This window comes from bacterium (assembly GCA_037200965.1).
Taxonomy (GTDB): domain Bacteria; phylum Patescibacteriota; class Minisyncoccia; order Phycocordibacterales; family Phycocordibacteraceae; genus C7867-001.
Genome location: JBBCGK010000001.1, coordinates 744195 through 763692, shown reverse-complemented (window position 1 = coordinate 763692; position 19498 = coordinate 744195). Strand labels below are relative to the sequence as shown.

22 protein-coding genes are annotated in these 19498 nt (G+C 60.0%); 6 read left to right on the top strand and 16 right to left on the bottom strand.

What is annotated here, in order from left to right; all coding sequences use genetic code 11:
• Positions 1-13 precede the first annotated feature (13 nt).
• The 5 genes from WDN10_04470 to WDN10_04450 all read left to right on the top strand — a co-directional run bounded on the left by WDN10_04470 (position 14) and on the right by WDN10_04450 (position 5259).
• Positions 14-685, top strand: a complete 672-nt coding sequence (locus tag WDN10_04470; protein MEJ0053946.1) for a response regulator transcription factor — start codon at positions 14-16, stop codon at positions 683-685.
• Positions 686-796: 111 nt separating this feature from the next.
• A complete protein-coding gene (locus WDN10_04465; protein MEJ0053945.1) occupies positions 797-1492 on the top strand; it encodes a class I SAM-dependent methyltransferase in 696 nt (231 codons plus the stop codon).
• A 184-nt stretch (positions 1493-1676) separates the two neighbouring features.
• Positions 1677-2675 carry a ThiF family adenylyltransferase gene (locus WDN10_04460; GenBank protein MEJ0053944.1) on the top strand — a complete coding sequence of 333 codons (999 nt, stop codon included), beginning with the start codon at positions 1677-1679 and terminating at the stop codon, positions 2673-2675.
• Positions 2659-3213, top strand: a complete 555-nt coding sequence (locus WDN10_04455) for a hypothetical protein (GenBank protein ID MEJ0053943.1) — start codon at positions 2659-2661, stop codon at positions 3211-3213. The genes WDN10_04460 and WDN10_04455 overlap by 17 nt, the downstream gene beginning before the upstream one ends.
• Before the next feature lie 78 nt (positions 3214-3291).
• Positions 3292-5259 carry an ATP-binding protein gene (locus WDN10_04450; protein MEJ0053942.1) on the top strand — a complete coding sequence of 656 codons (1968 nt, stop codon included), beginning with the start codon at positions 3292-3294 and terminating at the stop codon, positions 5257-5259.
• Positions 5260-5403: 144 nt separating this feature from the next.
• On the opposite strand, the gene WDN10_04445 is transcribed toward WDN10_04450, so the two are convergent.
• On the bottom strand, positions 5404-5862 hold the full coding sequence (locus WDN10_04445) for a fasciclin domain-containing protein (protein ID MEJ0053941.1): 459 nt from the start codon (positions 5860-5862) through the stop codon (positions 5404-5406).
• A gap of 352 nt (positions 5863-6214) precedes the next feature.
• On the bottom strand, positions 6215-7009 hold the full coding sequence (locus WDN10_04440) for an IS1595 family transposase (GenBank protein MEJ0053940.1): 795 nt from the start codon (positions 7007-7009) through the stop codon (positions 6215-6217).
• Between the two features lie 212 nt (positions 7010-7221).
• Here WDN10_04440 and WDN10_04435 point away from each other — a divergent pair, with 212 nt between their 5' ends.
• Positions 7222-7638, top strand: coding sequence for a hypothetical protein (locus WDN10_04435; protein MEJ0053939.1), 417 nt, complete (start codon positions 7222-7224; stop codon positions 7636-7638).
• A 572-nt stretch (positions 7639-8210) separates the two neighbouring features.
• Here the strand turns inward: WDN10_04435 and WDN10_04430 are convergent.
• The 14 genes from WDN10_04430 to WDN10_04365 form a co-directional block, all read right to left on the bottom strand.
• Positions 8211-8792 (bottom strand): hypothetical protein, encoded by a 582-nt coding sequence (locus tag WDN10_04430; GenBank protein MEJ0053938.1) that lies wholly within the window; start codon positions 8790-8792, stop codon positions 8211-8213.
• A 16-nt stretch (positions 8793-8808) separates the two neighbouring features.
• Entirely contained in the window at positions 8809-10230 is a 1422-nt protein-coding gene (gatA, locus tag WDN10_04425; protein ID MEJ0053937.1) for an Asp-tRNA(Asn)/Glu-tRNA(Gln) amidotransferase subunit GatA, read from the bottom strand.
• Complete coding sequence (locus WDN10_04420) at positions 10223-10516, bottom strand: Asp-tRNA(Asn)/Glu-tRNA(Gln) amidotransferase subunit GatC (protein MEJ0053936.1); 294 nt, start codon at positions 10514-10516, stop codon at positions 10223-10225. Before WDN10_04420 ends, gatA begins: the two co-directional genes overlap by 8 nt.
• An 87-nt stretch (positions 10517-10603) precedes the next feature.
• The gene (locus WDN10_04415; protein MEJ0053935.1) at positions 10604-11116 is read right to left on the bottom strand and encodes a hypothetical protein; all 513 of its coding nucleotides are present in this window, start codon (positions 11114-11116) and stop codon (positions 10604-10606) included.
• A gap of 76 nt (positions 11117-11192) precedes the next feature.
• A complete protein-coding gene (gene ligA, locus WDN10_04410) occupies positions 11193-13208 on the bottom strand; it encodes an NAD-dependent DNA ligase LigA (GenBank protein MEJ0053934.1) in 2016 nt (671 codons plus the stop codon).
• 34 nt (positions 13209-13242) lie between these two features.
• Positions 13243-13728 carry a hypothetical protein gene (locus WDN10_04405; protein MEJ0053933.1) on the bottom strand — a complete coding sequence of 162 codons (486 nt, stop codon included), beginning with the start codon at positions 13726-13728 and terminating at the stop codon, positions 13243-13245.
• Entirely contained in the window at positions 13725-14219 is a 495-nt protein-coding gene (locus WDN10_04400) for a hypothetical protein (GenBank protein MEJ0053932.1), read from the bottom strand. Before WDN10_04400 ends, WDN10_04405 begins: the two co-directional genes overlap by 4 nt.
• A 2-nt stretch (positions 14220-14221) precedes the next feature.
• Positions 14222-14743, bottom strand: a complete 522-nt coding sequence (locus WDN10_04395) for a type II secretion system protein (protein ID MEJ0053931.1) — start codon at positions 14741-14743, stop codon at positions 14222-14224.
• The gene (locus tag WDN10_04390) at positions 14743-15468 is read right to left on the bottom strand and encodes a prepilin-type N-terminal cleavage/methylation domain-containing protein (GenBank protein ID MEJ0053930.1); all 726 of its coding nucleotides are present in this window, start codon (positions 15466-15468) and stop codon (positions 14743-14745) included. Before WDN10_04390 ends, WDN10_04395 begins: the two co-directional genes overlap by 1 nt.
• Entirely contained in the window at positions 15426-16196 is a 771-nt protein-coding gene (locus tag WDN10_04385; GenBank protein ID MEJ0053929.1) for a prepilin peptidase, read from the bottom strand. Before WDN10_04385 ends, WDN10_04390 begins: the two co-directional genes overlap by 43 nt.
• A gap of 66 nt (positions 16197-16262) precedes the next feature.
• Positions 16263-16739 carry a type II secretion system protein gene (locus WDN10_04380; protein ID MEJ0053928.1) on the bottom strand — a complete coding sequence of 159 codons (477 nt, stop codon included), beginning with the start codon at positions 16737-16739 and terminating at the stop codon, positions 16263-16265.
• A 99-nt stretch (positions 16740-16838) separates the two neighbouring features.
• Positions 16839-18044 (bottom strand): type II secretion system F family protein, encoded by a 1206-nt coding sequence (locus WDN10_04375; protein ID MEJ0053927.1) that lies wholly within the window; start codon positions 18042-18044, stop codon positions 16839-16841.
• A gap of 3 nt (positions 18045-18047) precedes the next feature.
• Positions 18048-19106, bottom strand: coding sequence for a PilT/PilU family type 4a pilus ATPase (locus tag WDN10_04370; GenBank protein ID MEJ0053926.1), 1059 nt, complete (start codon positions 19104-19106; stop codon positions 18048-18050).
• A 7-nt stretch (positions 19107-19113) separates the two neighbouring features.
• Complete coding sequence (locus tag WDN10_04365) at positions 19114-19497, bottom strand: response regulator (protein MEJ0053925.1); 384 nt, start codon at positions 19495-19497, stop codon at positions 19114-19116.
• Between the last annotated feature and the right edge of the window lies 1 nt (position 19498).

The window sequence follows — 19498 nt, the reverse complement described above, 5'->3', positions numbered from 1 at the left end:
ACTACCTCCTGGCATGAGAATACTCGTTGTCGAAGATGAACCGAAAATAGCCCGCTTTCTCAAGGACTCGCTCGAGTCCGAGTATTTCGCGGTCGACATCGCCGAAGACGGCGAGAAAGGTTCGTATCTCGGCCGGATAAACGACTACGATCTCGTCGTGCTCGACAACATGCTGCCGAAGAAGGAAGGGCTCCAGGTATGCACCGAGATACGCGCGAGCGGCAAGACCATGCCGATACTCGTGGTCTCGGTCAAAACCGACACGACCCGGAAAATCGCCCTTCTGAATGCCGGGGCGGACGATTATCTCGCAAAGCCTTTCGCGCTCGAGGAACTTCTAGCCCGTATCCGCGCGCTTCTGCGGCGTCCGGCGGCCATCGAAAAGGAAGTCCTCAGGGTGGAAGACCTGACGCTCGACACCAAGGGCTGCACGGTGACGCGCGGGAAGAAATCGATCACCCTCACGCGCAAGGAGTTTATGCTGCTCGAATACCTCATGAAAAACGAAGGCATCGTGCTCTCCCGCGGCATGATCCTCGAGCATGTCTGGGACATGAATATCGACATCTTCTCGAACACCATCGAATCGCACATCCTGAGCCTCCGGAAGAAAATCGGCGACACCGGAAAGGACCGGCTCATCCGCACCGTGCCCGGCAGAGGCTACAAGATCGAAGCGCGCTGATATTGAACGGAACTTTACGCACGCCTCATTCGAAGCGCACGTTTTCTTCATGCCGCACTGCATAGGCTTGGAGCAGATTGTTCACCATCCAAACCTGAGGAGTGATGTGCGATGCGTGCATATGAACAAGACGCGCTTGATGCCTACGAGCGCGCGGGAGAACGCTACGACCGGCAGACCGCGGCGTTCAAGGACAGGATCGCGTATCCGGATATCGCGGCCATGCTTACGGAACGGCTCGGTTCGCTTGCCGGAAAAACGTTGCTCGATGTCGGCTGCGGTTCGGGCGGTCTCGTCGAGGCGCTCGAAAAAACGGGGGCCATCTGCCGCGGCATCGACCTCTCGCCAAGCTTCATCGCGCGCGGAACGGCGCGCGGGCTCCCGCTTATGGAAGGTTCGATGCTCGCGCTTCCCTATGCCGACCAGTCCTTCGATGCGGCGGTTTCTTTCCATTCGCTCAACTACCTGCCGTACGAGGAACAAGGAGCCGCGGTTGCGGAGCAGTGGCGCGTGCTACGCCCCGGAGGTACGGTCCTTGCCGCATGCTTCTTCGCTTTGAACGAAGTGCCGGGCGGGCTAACGTTCTCGACGCTCGGGGAAGCGTTTCGGCTTTACCCGCGTCCGAAAGAGAGTCTTGAAAAACTCTTCGGCGCATGCGGCTTCTTAAACGCACGCGCTCTTCCCGTAACCGCGCCGCGAAGCGCGCTCACCAGCCTGCTCGAAACCGCACGCGACGAGGACGAAGTCGCGATTCTGCGGATGGCAAGCGTCCAGCCGTATGCGCTTATCGTTACCGGAACGAAATGACCGCATACGCCCTTCTTTGCGTCCCGCTTCGGCGGGACGCATTTTTATGCACGAATCATCCACCGTTCACTTCAAGCGAAGCGGAACGTGAGCGGCGCTTGAACGGGCGTGAAGCGCGCGCTTCCTATGATCGGGAGCGGTCTTGTTCTGTCAGGGCCGTATCGCAAACCTAAGGAGCTATCTGATGTCTGGGCAACACAATTCGCTTACGGTTATCGAGGGGATGGACATCCCGGAAGATCTGCCGCAAGCAAGCGTGCTTCGGCTGCTTCCGAAAGACGCAGACGAAGAGTACTACCGCAACCGCACCGACCGGAACTGGGGTTGGATCACGAGAAACGAGCAGGCCATGCTCCAGGACGCCGTCGTCGGCATCGCCGGCTGCGGGGGGATGGGAGGGCTGCTTCTGCCAGCCTTCCTGCGGGCGGGCGTCGGCGAAGTGCGTACGGCCGATTGCGAGACGTTCGATGTCTCGAATATCAACCGGCAGTTCGGCGCGAAGCGCCGGACGGTCGGCATGTCGAAGGCGCTCACGACCGCGCGCGATGCGCGCGAAGTCACCGACGACACGACGGTCGTCGTCTATCCGCAGGGAATCGACGAGACGACCGTCGATCACTTCCTTGCGGGCTGCGACGTGGTGCTCGACGAGATCGAGCTCCTCACGCTTGACGCGCGCATCCTGCTCCATGAGCGGGGAAGGGCGGAGGGTGTACCGCTCTTCAACTGCAACACGGTCGGATTCTGCACTAACCTCTTCCTCTACACGCCGCAGAGCATGACGATGGAAGAAGCGGTCGGATTCGGCTACGAAGAAGCGAAGCGGCTGCGCGCGAGCGCTGGCGCGGGCGATACGGAGGCGGGGCGCATGATCGCGGAAGCGATTCTCGGAGCGGTGGTTCCGGATCTTCCGGAATACAGCCCGGAGACAGCGGAAGCGAACGCCGCGGCCTTCTACCGCCGGATCTTCGAGGAAGGGAAAGCGCCGATCATCGCTACGAATCCGATAATGGCGGCGGGTTTTCTCGCGAACCGCGTCCTCCTGCATTTGCTCCGGAATTCGGGCGTCAGGCGCAACATCGCGCACGTACCTCCGATGGCCGGATATATGCAGTTCGACGCCGCAACCATGCAGGCGAAGGTCGTCTCGGAAGGGTGGGTGCCCCGTGCAGTCCGGCGCTGAAGTCTCCCTCGCCCTTTCCGAAACGGAGCGCCTCGAAGCGATCGGCTATATCGAGCCGGTGATGCGCGAGCGCTTTAAATGCGAGCCTCCCCCGACGCGCGGGCTTATCTTCATTGCCCGCGCCAAGGGCGCGATCGTCGGAAGTATCGTGCTTGAAGGAATGGCCGACGCTTCTCCCTTCCCTATCGAAGGCCGTTACGCATTCGATCCGAAGGACGCGCCGTATCCCTTCGACCGTCCGTACATCGTGCAGGGGACGAGATGGATCGCGACGGCGCCGGGAGTATCGAATCTCCTGGTCCGTACGGCCATGCGCGTCGCGTACGAGCTTGGCAAGCGGCACATGCTCATCGAAGCGAAGCCGTACAGCGTCAAGCGTCTTGGCGAACTTGGCATCGTCTGCCGGGAAATCGGGAATGCCCGGCTCCGCGCGGACGAAGTGCTTGCCATGGTCGGCGAAGCGGGGATGCTCTACTTCACCGAGCCTCCCGTGCCGACGCTCTATCTCATGGAACTCCGGCAGGCGTTCGGGGAATAACCACATGCGTACTTGCGCCCACGGAGATTCCCGGGGCGCATTTTTTTGCCTCAAAGCGTGCGAATATATAAGAACCATATGCATCTGCCCGTGATTACGCTCGGTCTTGAACAGGCGATCCTGTTCGCCATCGCCGCGGTCAATCTCTCTATCGGCGCGCTCGTGCTCTCCAAGAACCCGAAAAACGTCGTGAACATGTCCTTCTTCGCGTTCGTGCTTGGCACGGCGCTCTGGATGTCCGGTATTTCGCTTCTCTATGTCACGCACAACTTCGCGTTCGACAAGATGGCGCTTGGCGGCGGGATCGTGATGCTCTTTGGCATGACGCTCTTCGCGCGGACCTTCGCTTCCCGGGAACCCGTATCATTCCGATTCGCCTGGTTCTTCCTTCCGCTTGCGTGTACGGCGCTCCTTCTGCCGTTCGGCCTCTACATACTCGGCATCGTCGTCGACGAAAACGGTATCATCCACGCGATTCTCGGGCCCCTCTTTCCCGTCTACGCGCTCGCCAATATCGGACACGTGTCCGCGACGCTGTGGTTTTTGAGCCGGAATCTCTCCGTTGCGCGCGGGAAGCAGCGGATGCAGATCCTCTACCTCGCGGTCGGCATATTCATTTTTGCCGGAAGCTTCATCGTGTTCGATCTCATTTTCCCGTATCTCGGCATGTACCAGCTCAACCTGCTTGGACCGGCCTCCTCGATCGCGTTCGTCGCCCTTACGGCCTACGCCATCGTCCGGCATCAGCTCATGGATATCCGCGTCGTCATCCAGCGCGGTCTTATCTACAGCGCGCTTCTCGGTCTTATCACCGGGTTCTATCTCGTGGCCATCACCGCATTCGGCTCGCTCGGGGCGCAGTCGGGTACCGCCGCATTCCTTGGCGGCACCGTCACGGCCGCGGTCGGCATCTTCAGCGCTCCCCTCATTGAGCGCTGCTTCCGCAGGATGACCGACAGGATTTTCTTCAAGGACACCTACGACTATGCCGAGGCGCTCCGGAACCTGAGCGAGGTGCTCTACACGAGCGTCGACTTCGGCGAACTCACCGCCAGGGCCGAGGCCGCGCTTATTACCATCTTCCGCGCATCGTCCGTCCGCATCTCCGTTCCCGATTCGGACGCGGATGAAGAAGACCCGAGCGGAAGAACGATGTACGTGCCGATAGCGTTCGAAGGCGCGACCGTCGGCGCCATACGCATCGGCGAGAAACGATCGGGAGACGCGTACACGAGCGAGGACGCCAAACTGCTCGCCACGTTCGCGTACCAGGCCGCGACCGCGCTTTCGCGCGCCCGCCTGTACGAGCAGGTCAAGCGGCATGCCGAAGAGCTCGAGCAAAAAGTCGCGGAGCGTACCGAGGAACTGCGCCGGGCGCAGGAAAGCCAGCGGCAGATGCTTAACGATATTTCCCATAATCTCCAGACCCCGCTCGCCATTTTCCAGACCAAGATCGAACGGCTGAAGCGCATTCTCGTGAACGACGGCGAGGTTGCGGGCTTCGAGCAGTCGCTCTCGGCGCTCTCGAACTTCATCTACGACCTCCTGTCGCTCGCGAACCTCGACCAGGCCGCAAGCGAGGGGACGGAAGACGTCCCGCTTACGCAGTTGTGCGCGGAGATCGCGGAGGAACTCGTTATCATCGCCGCGCCGCGCGGCATAGAGGTCACGAGCGCCATCGAGCCCGGCATCGTCGTCCGCGGAAACGCAAAACGGCTGCGCGAGGCGGTCATGAACATCGCGAGCAACGCGGTCAAGTACATGCGCGCCGAAGGCCGTAAAGAAATACGGATCGCGCTCGCGCGGGCAGACGGCGGAACCGAGCTCTCCATATCCGATACGGGCATCGGCATCCTGCCGGAGGACCGGGAACGCGTTTTCGAGCGCTTTTACCGCGGCAAGAACACACCCTATGACGCGCGAGGCACCGGCCTCGGTCTCGCGTTCGCGAAGCGCATCATCGAACAGCAGGGCGGATCGATCGCCGTCGAAAGCGAGCTCGGCGAAGGCACGAGAATGCGGATACGGTTCCCTGATCGAAAGTAAATATGCGTATGACCATCTATCAGACAGATGCCTGGTACGGGGCATATCCGTACGGGATTGCAGTGAAAGCGATAGCGGCTCTTTCGTAACGCGACGAAACCGCCTGACGGCGGTTTCGCGGTATCCGGAGGACGAGCCGGAAAGTTACGGCATCAGAACCGTGTCGATAAGGTGGGTAACGCCGTTTGAAGAAACGATGTCCGCCATCTCTACCATCGCTTCGTTTACCCACACTGTCCCGCCCTTTTTGGTGATCGTGAGCTCCTTGCCGTTCACCGTTTTGACTTTCTGTTCCCCTTCGGCAAGGGAGCCCGCCATCCAGGAGCCCGGCACGACATGGTACGTTAGAATGCCAACCAGCCGTTCCTTGTTTTCCGGCATGAGCAGCGTTTCGACGGTACCCGCGGGCAGTTTCGCGAACGCATCGTTTGTGGGAGCAAAGACGGTAAAGGGCCCGGCACCGGAAAGCGTCTCGGCGAGCCCCGCCGCTTTGACGGCGGCGACGAGCGTCGTGACGTTGTTCGCCATCATCGCATTCTCGACGATATTCTTGGAGGGCAGCATCATGGCGCCGCCGACCATCATCCCCATGGAATCGTTCATAGTGCAGAAGGTAAGTTGCTAACGTGAATAACGGCTTCCACGCCGTCGCAACCCGGCCCTTAACGCACCCGCATTAAGTAGCCACAGTATACGCCACAGATACCCTTTTCAGGAATGCCCTGTCTTGATGCTCTGTTCTGTGCCAACGCACAGGATGCTCGAAAAACGAGAGAGGGGCTCCCCTTGATGTCATGTCCCCTGGCTTAGTGACGACATGCAAAGGAAAAGAGCGGCACTCTGTGTGCCGCTCTTCCGCCCACTGTTCAACATATGAAGCTACCTGCCTTCCAGAAGACCTTCGATCTCTTTGCAGACGACCGAGACGGGCCGGTATGGAACCACCATCGGGGTATTAAGAACAAGTTGGCACAAGCGTGAGTGATTTCGTTAAGTAAATACGGGGCGAATTGAAGATTTCCGGCGAGGAAAATCTGAAGCAGAATTCCCTCACGTATTCCTCCAAGTTCTCGCTCCAGTGATGATGATACATCCTGCGCACGAAGGTGCGGTATACCCCGAACATTCCCTCGATCTCAGAGGTGTGCTCGAACTCGAATTTGGAGTGAATATCTCGCTGGTGCGACACCGGCCAGCGTTGGCTGATGTTCTTGTATATCGACCCGCCATCGGTCCAGAGCTCGCTTCCCGGCGCCACATGCTCGAACAGGAATGAGACGGCATCAGTCTTGGTTGGGTACCTGCCGTGGAATACCTCGAAGGCGAGCTTTCTCGTACCTTTCTGCTTGGCCATGACGAGCGCGGCGTTTTTGAAGTACGCTTCGTCCATTTGGACGATACGTTCGAGCACATGGGTTTCCTGGGGCAAATGGAGCCTGAAGGTGGCATACCAACGCCTGACCGTGCGTTCCGGAAGGCCAGAGAGCGTGACGGCTTGGCGTACCGGCTCTTGTATGGTCCAGCACCAGAGCAGCACCCACCACTGCTCGAGGGGGAGCTTCAGATTCGAGAGCCAGGTGTGCGAGGTGAGGGAGAAGCGGATGCGGCACGTGCGGCACCGATACCGCTCCTGTTGCTTTTCGATCCTTCGTGACCGGCACGAAGGACAGAACACGTTCTTGCCGAAGAGCGTACGGCGCAAGAACTTCCGAATCTGCGCTTCGCTCGGTATCTGTTTGAGAGTGTACATAGCTTCCATGGTATGGGAGCTGTGCCAACTGAGTCTGAATGCCCCACCATCGGCTATTGACTATAGTGTCATGGCATGGTATATAGTAAATATCGACAGGCATGACCCGTCGGACCGCCCAGGAAGCCCCTCTGCTTCCCTTCGCTGTGCCGGATTTCCGGCTAGTGCGAACCGAATTTTCGGGCGCGGGAAATCTCTGAAAGGAGATAAAAATGAGGAAGTACATTGAAGACCTCACCAACGACCTGATTCGTCGCAATCGCTTCGACCAAGTCTACGATCAGCCTTACCCGGAGGATTATCAGCTTGGCAAGCGCCATTTGTTTCTCCACCAGATTTTTCCTGGCCTGCTCGCAGGTGACGTTGCCAAGATGAGCCCGGAAACCCTGGGCAAAATCATGGGAGCGCTCGAACAAGACGAAGCGTTTATGGTTCTTCCACAGGAAATGATTGAGTTTGCGAAGACTTGGAGTTCGCCTGTGGAGTGTCTCCGCAAAGTAGTGGCGTATTTTCTCTCGTCCGTTATTTACGAGCGACTTGACCGCGATCCCGAAGTGGATACAGCCGAGTACCGCAAGATGTATGGCGGATTGAATATTCCAGCGTATCGTAGACGAAAGTCTGCATAAAGTGCGACGCCTAGAGGCTCCGATGTATATCGGGGCCTTGTCGTTTATATGCTCCTTTTATTTATATTCCAACAGAAAAGACGCCCGTGGGCGTCTTTTCTGTTTTTGATCCGGACCGATACTGAACTGCTTTTGCAGGCGCACCGGTCTGGGTTCCACTATCACAAGCTTGTTGCGGGGTCGGGATTCGAACCCGAGTCTGGAGGTTATGCCTACCACTACGGCTTTCGCCGCTCTCGCACGAATGATTTGTGGTCTGGACTATGCCTTCATCCCCTGCGGGATGTCTACCGTCTAGTCTCTACACCTTCCCTTCGATTGCTCTTAGGGCTTGGCTCGGCGTTGCCGTCTGTGCTTTCGCGCAGGAGGGTTTCACCGAATTTGGCAGATGATCTTACGCGCAATTGCTCGCGCGCACGCCCGAATAATTCAAGCCTCCCGAGGTACCACTCCTCTACCCCGCTGTCTTTTTGAGTAGGCACACGCTGATTTCTTCCCCACGGAATAGCTACTCATCTGTTCCGCTATACACCAAGACTACACCTCTAAAATGGGCTTTGCAACCCGCCGCCCTAAATCATGTCGAACTCCCTGAATACGGATTCATACTTGGCGATGGTACGCCGGGCGAGCTGTTCGGTGAGCTCGATCGTAGAGCCGCGGTGCGCGATGTCGTTTCTGACCCGGTGTGCCTCCCACGCCGCGTCGAGCGTATTGAAATCCGAGCGCTCAACCTGTTTAAGCATCTCCCCCACTCCGGCGCCCGTATAGCGCTGCTCCTTAAGCATATCCTCAAGCAGGATGTCGGCTTCGAGTATCGCTTCTCTCCACTGGCTCGGATTCGCGCCGTCCATGAGCGACTGTATATGGACCCAGCGAGGATTCGCACCGTTATCTTTTGCGAGATGGATAACGGGCCCGAGCGCTTCGGATTCCTTCTTCCGGAGTTCGAAGAGCCGCATGATGCAATACGCGATTACGACGAGCGAGAGAACCGCGACGATCGAGCCGACGACCGTCACCCACAGCCACACCCGCGAAAGGAAGGCGCCGAAACCGGCGGACGAGAAGGAATGGGAGCCGAACGCAAGTTCGTAGATGAGGCGGAACCACCACTCGAGGTTGAGAAAGTTGACGTCGCCCGTGGTTTGCATTCCCTAAGTATAACCGCTATGTGGTCACAGCCGCGCCGATTGTAAACAAGGAGTCTTCCCCGCCCTTGGGTGCGGTGAACTGGATGCCGACCGGAAGGGCCTTTCCATCCCGCTCCACGGTCCCCATAGGGACGGAAATTGCCGGCATGCCTGTAAGGTTCGCCGTGACCGTAAAGATATCTTCAAGGTACATGGAAACCGGATCGCTCTTCTCGCCGAATTTGAATGCCGGGGATGGCGTCGTCGGAAACGCGATCACATCGCACGCCTCGAACGCCGCGCCGTATTCGGAAGTCAGAAGCGTGCGTGCCGCATGCGCCTTGCGGTAATACGCGTCGATATAACCGGAAGAAAGTACGAAGGTGCCAAGAAGAATGCGGCGGCGCGTTTCGGGACCGAACCCTTTTGACCGGCTTTCGATATAGTCCGAAAGCAGCGTCTCGCCGCGTTTCGCAAGACCGTACCGTATGCCGTCGTAGCGGGCGAGATTGGTCGACGCCTCAGCTGGCATGATGACGTAATACACGGGAAGCGCATAGGAGCTCGTCGGAAGCGACACGTCGACGATTTGATGCCCGGCTTTCTGGAGAACGGCAAGGGCGGCCTCAAAAGAAGCCTTTACGTCTTCGTCGATGCCCGATTCAAGCAGATGGCGCGGCACGCCGATGCGAAGCGTTTGGCTAAGCGCTCGCGGCGCATACAGTCCGTTCGGGACACTGGTCGCATCAAGCGGATCCGCGCCGCGAATCGCGTCAAAGATCGCTTTCGCGTCGGCAACGGTTTTCGCAAGAGGCCCGGCCTGGTCGAGGCTGCTGCCGAGCGCGATGAGGCCGGAACGGGAAACGGCACCGTAAGTCGGCTTGAGGCCGACAAGGCCCGTGTGCGCCGCGGGTTGCCGGATGGATCCGCCAGTGTCGGTCCCAAGCGCGCCGAGCGCCATATGCGCGGCGACTGCGCTCGCCGAGCCGCCGGAAGAACCGCCGGGAACTCTCGAGGTGTCATAGGGATTTCTTGAAGGGCCGAATGCGGAACTCTCGGTCGAGCTTCCCATCGCGAATTCATCGAGGTTCGTGCGGCCGACGAAGAGCGCGCCCGCCTCCTTAAGCTTTTTGATAACAGTCGCGTCATACGCCGCCCGGTGATTCTCAAGCATCTTCGAGGCGGCGCTCGCGACCCTGCCCTCGATCATGATGTTGTCTTTGATCGCAAGCGGAATGCCGCAGAGCATGGGCGCCCCATCCCCTTCTTCGTCGATGCGCTTTTGCGCGGACGCTATCGCTTCCTCGTCCGCTTCAAACAATTCGAGATAGGCATTGAGCTCCGGGTTCCTTTCGCGCGCGGCTAAGGCGCACGCATCCCAGAGTTCGCGCACGGAGAATTCCCCGGCGCGCAAAGCGCGCGCGGCTTCCGTTATCGAAAGTTCGTTCGGCTTAGTCATGCGTGATGATCTGCTTTACGGAAAGCAGATTGCCCTCCTTCCCGGGAAATGCCTCGACAAGCTTTCCGGTGTACGCCCCGGACTCGTGCGGTTCGCCGTCTTCGCGAAATACGTTCCGGAGCGCCGGAAGCCCCTGCGCCCCTTTCGTATCGATCGCAAGCTCCTCGAGCTTCCCCACGTACGCGAGAATGGAGTCGAATTCTTCGGTGAATTTCTGAAGTTCCTCCTCGACCACCCTGATGCGGGCAAGGCTTGCGAGCTTTTGCACGTCTTCCTTCGTCGCCATAGCGCCACTCTATCACGTGTCCGGTGCGGGTAAAGATTATGAGCCCCGCACCGCTGCCGGTACGAGGCCCATAACGATGTTTCGGGATCACGAGGCCTTGAGAAGCGCGGAAGGATTGCGCCTGCCGCGTTCCGCGAGAAGGGAGGAATAATGGAGATTGACGCGCCTTCCGTCCCAGTGCGAATGGATCGTGCAAGGCTTGCCCGTGACGCTCCGGAACACCTGCCCGTCGAAGGAAATGACCAGCGCGGATCCGTGCACGGGTTCTTTCCAGAGCGACGGATACAGCGATGGGCGCTCTTTGAACGCGAGAGCGAGCGCCGCGCCGGGAATGAACCAGCCCTTGTGCCGGAGCGCTTCGAGACGCTGCAAGCGCTCGAGACCCGTCATCGCCGTTTCGCGGGCGACCAAGAACGTGTCATGGGTAAGCTTAAGCGTATCGATCTCGGCGAGGTCGCACGCGATCAGGTCGCGGACGTAGTCCCCGTCGCGGCCGTCGCCATCGAGCGGTCCTTTCCAGAAATCCGTGCCGCGACCGATCAGGTCGACGACATCCGGAAGCACGACCCCGCTAACGCGGATGATGGTAGCGATATTCATCGGTAACTCCCTCTGTTGCGCCGATATTCAACCCGCAGGCAGTATGCCCTTTCGGGAAAGGTTCGTCAAAACAGTATTAAGACCCGATGCGTTTCATAAATTCCGCCTCCGAAAGCACCGGAACCCCAAGCTTATGAGCCTTCGCAAGCTTCGAACCCGCCTCCTCCCCCGCGACCACGAACGCGGTCGATTTCGATACCGAGCCGGTCGGCGTGCCGCCCGCCTTGCGGATGAGCGTTTCCGCCTCGCCTCTTGAAAGAGAGGGTAGGCTTCCGGTAAGGACGACGGAGAGGCCGGAAAGAGGGCCTTTGGCGGCGGCGGGAGGCGGTTCGATCGCCAGATGCTTTTCAAGACGTGCGAGAAGATCGAGATTCTTCCTGTCGGAAAGCCAGTCGGATACGGACTTCGCGAGAATCGGCCCGACGCCCGGAATATCCGCAAGCGCTTCGGGAGAAGCGGCCCGCAACTTTGAAAGCGACGGGAACGCGCGGGAAATCAGGAGCGCTGTCTCTTCCCCCACGTGCGGAATGGAAAGACCGACAAGGAATCGCGGGAGTGAGACGCGGGAAGCGGCGCGAAGCGCCCGCAGGAGATTCTCCGCTTTCGTCTCTTCGAATCCCGGAAGCGCGAGCAGCTCGTCTTTGGTGAGCTCGAAGAATTCGTCCGCCTCCGAAACGAGCTGGTGCTCCATAAGCAGAAGCACGGTCTTCTTCCCGAGCCCGTCGATATCGAGCGCCGACTTCCCGGCGAAGTGGACAAGTTTCCGCGATTGCTGGGAGAACGATCCCGGCGTTACGCACCGGTACGCCGCAACCCCCGGCATGCGTTCGATCCTGCCGTCTCCCGCGCAGAGGCTTGAGTGCGTCGGGAACTTCCACGGCTTTTCCTTGCCGGTGCGAAGTTCCATAAGAACCTGCACGACTTCCGGAATCACGTCGCCCGCTTTCTGGAGTATCACCGTGTCGCCGATCCGCAAGTCTTTTTCCTGTATGAAATCCTCGTTATGGAGCGTCGCTCGCGCGACGGTCGAGCCCGCGACCGAAACGGGCCGGAGATGCGCGACGGGCGTAAGCACGCCGGTGCGCCCGACCTGGAGGCTTATGTCCTCGACGACGGTCGTTACCTGCTCCGCCGGGAACTTGAACGCGACCACGAAGCGCGGTCCCTTGCCCGTGTATCCGAGCGCTTCCTGAAGCGCCCTCGAATCGACTTTCACCGCGATGCCGTCGATCTGGTAATCTTCCTTCTCCCGCGCCTTCCCCTGCCATTTCTTCCAGTATGCCAGTACCTCGTCAACGCTCCTGGCACGCTCGGTATGCGGGTTCACCGGAAACCCGAGCTCCTTCAAATATGCGAGCTCGCCGTACTGCGTGTCAGGAAGCGTATCGTTCGACTCGGCAAGGTCGTAGATGAACGCGGCCAGGGGACGCGAAGCGGCAATGGAGGAATCGAGCTGCCGAAGCGACCCCGCGGCGGCATTCCGGGGATTCGCGAAGAGCGGCTCGCCTTCCCTTTCCCTTTCTTTGTTGAGCTTTTTGAGCCCGCTTCGGGTCATATATATTTCTCCCTCGACGATACAATCGACGGGCCGCGCAAGGACCTTCGGCACGGAGGCGATGGTGCGGACGGCATGCGTCACGTCTTCGCCCACGACCCCGTCGCCCCGGGTCGCCGCAAGGACGAGAGCGCCTTTTTGATAGGTGAGCACGATATGCAGCCCGTCGATCTTAAGCTCGAGGCAGTATGCCGGAGCTCCGGCATTCTTGAGGAATTTCTCGCCGCCTTTGCGTACTCGCTCATCGAAAGCTATGAACTCTTCCTCGTCGAATACGTCGTTTAAGGACCATTGCGGTATCGTATGCCGTACTTTCTTAAGCTCGGGCAAAATACCTCCCGCTATCGTCTGCGTCGGCGAGTCCCTGGTTATAAGCTCCGGATAGCGGGTTTCGAGCTCCGCAAGCTCGTGCTTTAAGGAGTCGAGCGCTTCCGGGGAAATGGGCGACTCGTCCTTGAGGTGCTGGGCTTCCCGGTACTGCGCGATGGTTTCCTGGAGCTTTTGCGCCCGTTTCCGTGCTTTTAATGAGGCTCCCATATGCCTCAAGTGTATCAGGCCCGCTTGTTTTCGTTTAGTAGAACGACCGGAGACCGCGCTCGAGAAGCCGCGGATCGCTCATGTTGCAGCTGCTGTAGCCTGTCGCGAAAATCTGGGTGTGTCCTGCAGGCGGTGCGCCCTTGAAAACGGTTATCGCGGCGCAGGTAGTACCGCCGTCAAGCCGTATGAATGCGCCGCTTGCGGTATCCGGCACCGTCATGGTGCTCGTCGACGAATTCTTCGCGACGGGCGTTATCGGATAGCCGACGCCTCCGCACGTGATGCTCGGCGCGGGAACGTCATAATCGAACGCGCCTTCCTTCTGGTCGGCATAGAGCGCGCACTCGAGCGCGGAATCGGCCGCATAAAACGCGTAGGCCGACGCCTTGGCCGAGGAAGAAAGCACGACGTCCTTGTAGGCGAGGACGGCGAGCGAAAGCCCGACCGCGAGCACGACCGACGTGAAAACGACGGAGATGAGGAGCGTGAAGGCGCGGGAACGGAAGGTGAAAGTGTTCATTGCCAGTTCGTGAGGTGCGCGAATATCTTCGCACTAAAGGGCGTGCCGTGCTCCTTCCAGCTTACCGTAACCGTGACGAGCACCTCCGTCGGATTCTCGGCGTCGTCGGGTATCGGCGTAAGGCTCACGGTCCGCGTGAAGATCGTCGCCTTGTTCGCCGCCGAGACCGCACGCTGGCTGTAGACGCCGTTCGCGTCAAGTGTCAAAGGCTTTATGACCCCGCTTTCCGTGTTGTCGGTGGGATCGATCACGCAGGGCCCCGGCGTGCAGGCGTCGAGGTTTTCAAGCCACGGCTCGCCGAGGAAATAGTTGCTGTCGCGGACGCTGCGCACGTATTCGACCCCCTCTTCCGCGAGCGTCGAGCCCGTCAGTTGATCCCGCGCGGCAAGCGCGGCGATGAGCGAATGCTGGGCGGACGAGTACGGGCCCACGATGGCGATCGTGAGAATGGTGACGGCGACCAGGGTTTCGACGAGCGTGAAGGCTTTCATGGCTATAGTCCGCTGCCGGCCTCAAGCGTGCGCTGGGTCGCGCTTGTCTCAAGCGAAAAGGACTGCGTCTTTCCCGGACCCGTCTCGACCGATCCCTGGATGATGATGCGGACTCTCGGCTGCGGGAACGCGCCCAGGTTCGCAAGGCTGAAATCGAGTTTGGTAATCGTCACGTTGGGATCGGTAAGTACGCCGGTGAGCGCCGTCCCGCCCGCTCCCGCGACGCTCCGGTACAAGGTCGTCCCGTTCTTGCTGTACGTGACGGTCCGGTTCTCGTCGTCGACGAAAGAAAAGGAGGAGGGAAAGCAGCCCGTCGTGCAGTACTGGGTGCCCGTGCGTATCGAGCGGGTCATGTCCTCGACCGCGAAATAGAGCGTGTTGACGGCGTTCGTGGTCGCGCGCGCGTCGCGCGCGAGCGCGATAAGGGTGTAGTACGCGCCGCTTGCAAGAAGCATCACCACCGCGAAAATCGCGACGGCGACGATCATTTCAAGGAGCGTGTAGCCCCGGGTGCGGGAAGTCATCATGGGCAGGCAAGAGGCACCGACACCTGGCCGATCGCGCTCACGGTCACGCAGCGCTGCCCGGTACCGGCGCCAAGGTAAACGGTTGCCTGCGAGAGCGGCAGGCGGGTGCCGTTATTCTGGGTCGCGGTAAGCGTCACCTGCGTGTTCGGCCGCACGAAGACGATATCGAGCGCCCGGAGGTCGTTTGGAGCCGCCGCCGCGCAGTGTGTTGCGCCGCCGCTTGCGGCCGTGCCGCAGAAGTCCTTGACGCTGATGCCGGAACCGAAGGTATACTGGCTCACGAGTTCGCTTCTTACGGGCGTCCCGTACGACGCGTCATAGACGCAGTTCCCGGGCTTCGCGTCCGGGAGCGCGGCGCAATTCGTGTCCGCGCAGTGGCAGTTGCCGGAGATGCCCGGGACCGGATTCACGTCGGCATAGAAATAGTACGCGTTTTTGACCGCCGCCTCAAAGCGCACGCCGTACCCCGCGTTTCGCACCGACCCGAACGTGCGGCTCGCGATGCCGTAGTTTTCCGCCTGGCGTATCGAAAGCGCGACGTTATAAGCGGTGTTCGCGAGCGTAAGCGTCCGGTTGAAGATGCTCTGGCCGGTAAACGCGATCGCGGTGATGATGACGATGATCGCGAGCACCGCGAGCATCTCGATCAGCGTGAAGCCGCGGGCACGGGCTATGCCGGTTACGTACCGAGCAACGACGCGATGATCGAAAAGGGTTCCCATGTGGTGAAGTAGGCGAGGAGGAAGCCGGCGGCGAGAAACGGGACGAAAGGCACCTCGACCCCCATTCTACGCGTACGCGGCACAAGCACCAAGAGCCCTATGCCGACAACCGCGCCGATCCAGAAGGAAAAGATGAGGCCGGAAAGCGCTGCGGAACCGGCCGCAAGCGAGAGCGAAAGCGCTATCGGTGCGTCCCCGAGCCCCATGGCGCGCCCGCCGGAAAGGAAGAACAGGAGGAAGAACGCGAGACCGATGGCGGTCGCGCCAAGAAGCCATGCGCCAAGCATCATGGCTGAAGGCGCAACCAGTACGGCGAATACGAGCGCGCTTCCCGCTACCGCGAGGAAAAACGGCCGCGGGACGAACATATGACGGAGGTCATAGAGCACGGTCGCGAGCAGGGACGAAAGAAGGAACAGGAAGACCGGAAGTCCGTTTGAGAGGCCGAGCTTGAGATATGCGAGAACGAACAGCGTTCCGAGAACTATTTCGGATGCGCTTCCGTACCAGGAAACGCGCGTGCCGCACATCCGGCAGCGCCCGCGCGCCGCAGCGTACGAAAGAACCGGAACGATATCGAACGCACGAAGCGTTTTCCCGCACGCATCGCAGCGGGAACGGCCGCCGACCCACGATCCCCCGGTATTGATCCGCTCGACGACAACGCCCATAAAGCTCGCGATGATCGCGCCGAGACAGAAGAAAAAGATGGGGAGAAGAACTTCCACGGAGTCAAGTATAACGCGCAAACGGCCTCTCTTGAGGCCGTTTGCTGCTCTTTTCTTTAAGAAATGCTAGAGACAGGCGGTCGCACCGGTTGCCATCGCCGCGCCCTCCTGCTTGCCCTGGCCCGTGCTGTCGACGCACCAATACGTGTTCGCGACTGCCTTAAGTGGAACCTGGATCGCATACGCCTGGCCGTCCGTTTTCATATAGCAGACCGCCGTGCCGCCTGCGCTTGTCGCGGCCGCGATTGCCGCCTTTATAGTCGGGTCCGCGGCGAACATCGTCGCGCCGGTTGTCGGACAGGTCGCAACCGCAACGCCGGTCGAGCCGTCCGTATTGTATTTGCTGCCGTTGCTGTCGTAGAAGAGCTCGGCCTGGGTTTGGACGGTCACCAGGTTCGATTTCACCGCCGCATCGTTCCCCTTGCTTCTCGCGGTGTTAAGGGAAGCGAGCACCACCGCAGAGAGAATGCCGATGATGGCGATCACGACGAGAAGCTCGATGAGGGTGAAGCCCCGGAGCGCGAGTGTACGGGAATTGGTCATGGTGATAAAAATGGATATGCGGCTTAGTAATAAGAATGGCCGTTCCCATCATTGTACAGAGCGCGGCGCAAATAAGTAAGCACCCTGTGGATAAAAAGCCTAGTAGCTGCCCGCGAGATTATAGATCGGGATGAGCACGGCGGCCAAAAGCGTTCCGACGCCAAGGCCGAGCATCACGATCATGATCGGTTCGATGAGATCGACGAGCGTATCGACCGCGGTCGTCACCTCGCGCTCGTAGAATTTGGCGAGAGTCGTGAGGATATTGCCGAGCTCGCCCGTCTCCTCGCCGACCCGGATCATGGCGATCATGATGCCCGGGATCTCCGGGTGCTTTCCGAGCGCTTCAGAAAGCGAGGCTCCGCCCTTCACGTCGGTCGCAACTTGCTTGAGGATATCCTCGTACACGGCGCTTCCGACGACCGAGCCCGTGATCTCGACCACCTCGATGATGGGAACGCCCGAGAGAAGCATGGTCGAGAGGTTGTCCGCGATGCGCGAGAGATAGAGCTTCTTATAGAGCCCGCCGAGATACGGAACCGAGAGGAGCAGCTGGTTGAAGAACAACCGCCCTTCCGGCGTCTGGATCGAGCGGTATGCGAAAAATACGGCGGCCGCGATTATAAGAAGCAGGATGATGCCGTAGTGCGTGATCGCGTCCGAGAGCCCGATCACGATCTTCGTATAGATAGGGATCGGCTGCCCCGAATCGACGAGAATGGCGCTGATTTTCGGGATCACGAGCGTGAGCATGAGCGACATCACCGCGATGAAGGTCGCGATGACGAACGCCGGATAGATAAGGGCGTTCTTCGCCTTCGAGACGACGGCGTAGTTGCGGTCGAGGTAGTCGGCGAGATACACGAACGTGTCGGAGAGCTTCCCGGACTCCTCGCCCGCGCGCACCATGTTCACGTAGAAAAGACTGAAGACCTTCGGATGGCGCGCGAGCGCCCGGGAGATCGGGCTTCCGCCCTGCAGATCGTCCGCGACCTGGGTCAGCACCTCGCCGAGATATTTGTTATCGACCTCGGAAGCGATGAGCCGGAAAACGCGGAGCGCCGATACCTGCGCCTCAAACAAGGTCGCGATCTGCCGCGAGAGAATCACGACATCCTTGTTCGAGACGCCCTTGAAAAAAGATATCTCGACACCGAGGATCCCTTTGTTCTCTATGGGGGCTATCGAGGAGACGATAAGGCTCCGGCGCTGGAGCGCGGAAACCGCGACATCCATCGAGAGGGCTTCGATGGTCCCCTCCCGTTCGTGCCCGTCCTTGTCGAGTGCGTGGTAGTTAAAAAGCATGGTTTAGAGATACCGTTCGAACGTCTTCGGATCGAGCGCGCGCTCGTACGCATGCTCGACGGTGACTTCGCCCTTGCGGACGAGTTCGGCGAGCGAGCGGTCCATGTCGATCATTCCCTCCTGGGAAGAAGTCTGGATCACGGTGCTGATCTCGTGGGTACGCCCGTCGCGGATCAGGTTCGAAACCGCGCTGTTGTTTATGAGAAGCTCGAAGGCTGGGACGAGGCCCCCGGAGATCCGCGGCACGAGGCGCTGGGAAAAGATGCCCGCGAGGGATCCCGCAAGCTGCACGCGCACCTGCCCCTGCTGGTTCGCCGGGAACATGTCGATGATGCGGTCGACCGTCTGGGCCGCGTCGTTCGTATGGAGCGTCGAGAAGACGAGGTGCCCGGTCTCGGCGGCGGTGACGGCGGCGGAAATGGTCTCGTGCCCGCGCATCTCCCCCACCATGAGCACGTTCACGTCCTCGCGGAAGGCGGCCGTGAGCGCGGTCGGAAAATTCGGCGTGTCGACGCGCACCTCTCTTTGGTGGATAAGCGATTTCTTCGGTTCGAAAATGTACTCGACCGGATCCTCGATCGTGACGATGTGCTCGGCGCGCGTCTCGTTGATGCGCTCGATCATGGCCGCGAGCGTGGTCGACTTCCCCTGCCCCACGGGTCCGACGACGAGGAAGAAGCCCTGCTGGCGCTGCGCGAACACCTCGAGGATGGGCGGCAGGTTAAGTTCCGTGAAGGTGCGGATCGTGTGCGGAATAAGCCGGAGTGCGATAGCGGTCGTCCCCGCGACGACGTAGCCGTTCACGCGGAAGCGTCCCTTGGTCCCGTGCGCGTATGAAAAGTCGATGCTCTGATGCTCCTTGAAAGCCGCGAGGCGCTCGGGAGGAAGTATTTCCGCAAGCAGGGCGTCGGTGTCCGCGGCCGTAAGGACCGGCCGCTGCATCAGGGGAACGAGCGCGCCCGCGATCCGGAGCACCGGATGGTTCCCCGCCGAGATGTGCAGGTCGGAACCGCCTTCGTCGATGACGGTGTCGAGCAATTCCTTCATGTGAGTGGTAGGCATGGCGGCGTTATTGTTTCTCGAGTATCGCGATCGTCTCCGCGAGAACTTCGGACGGGATAGCCGAAGCTTTCACGATATAGCCCGCGGCCCCGAGCGCCTTCGCGCGCTCGATATCGCTGTCCTGCCCCTGGTTCGAAAGGATGATCACTTTCGCCCCCGGCGCGAGATTCTCCTTCTTGATGGCCTCAAGCACCTGAAAGCCGTCCATGCCGGGCATGACGATGTCGAGGAGGATCGCGTCGGGAGGAGGAGCGGAGCGCAGCTGCCCGAGCAGCGGCTCGCCGCCCTGAAACGCGCTTACATCGTGTCCCGCGCCTTTGAACTTGACCGCATACATATCAAGCAGGAAGCGGTCGTCGTCGGTGAGATAGATTCGGTACGTTTTCGCCATA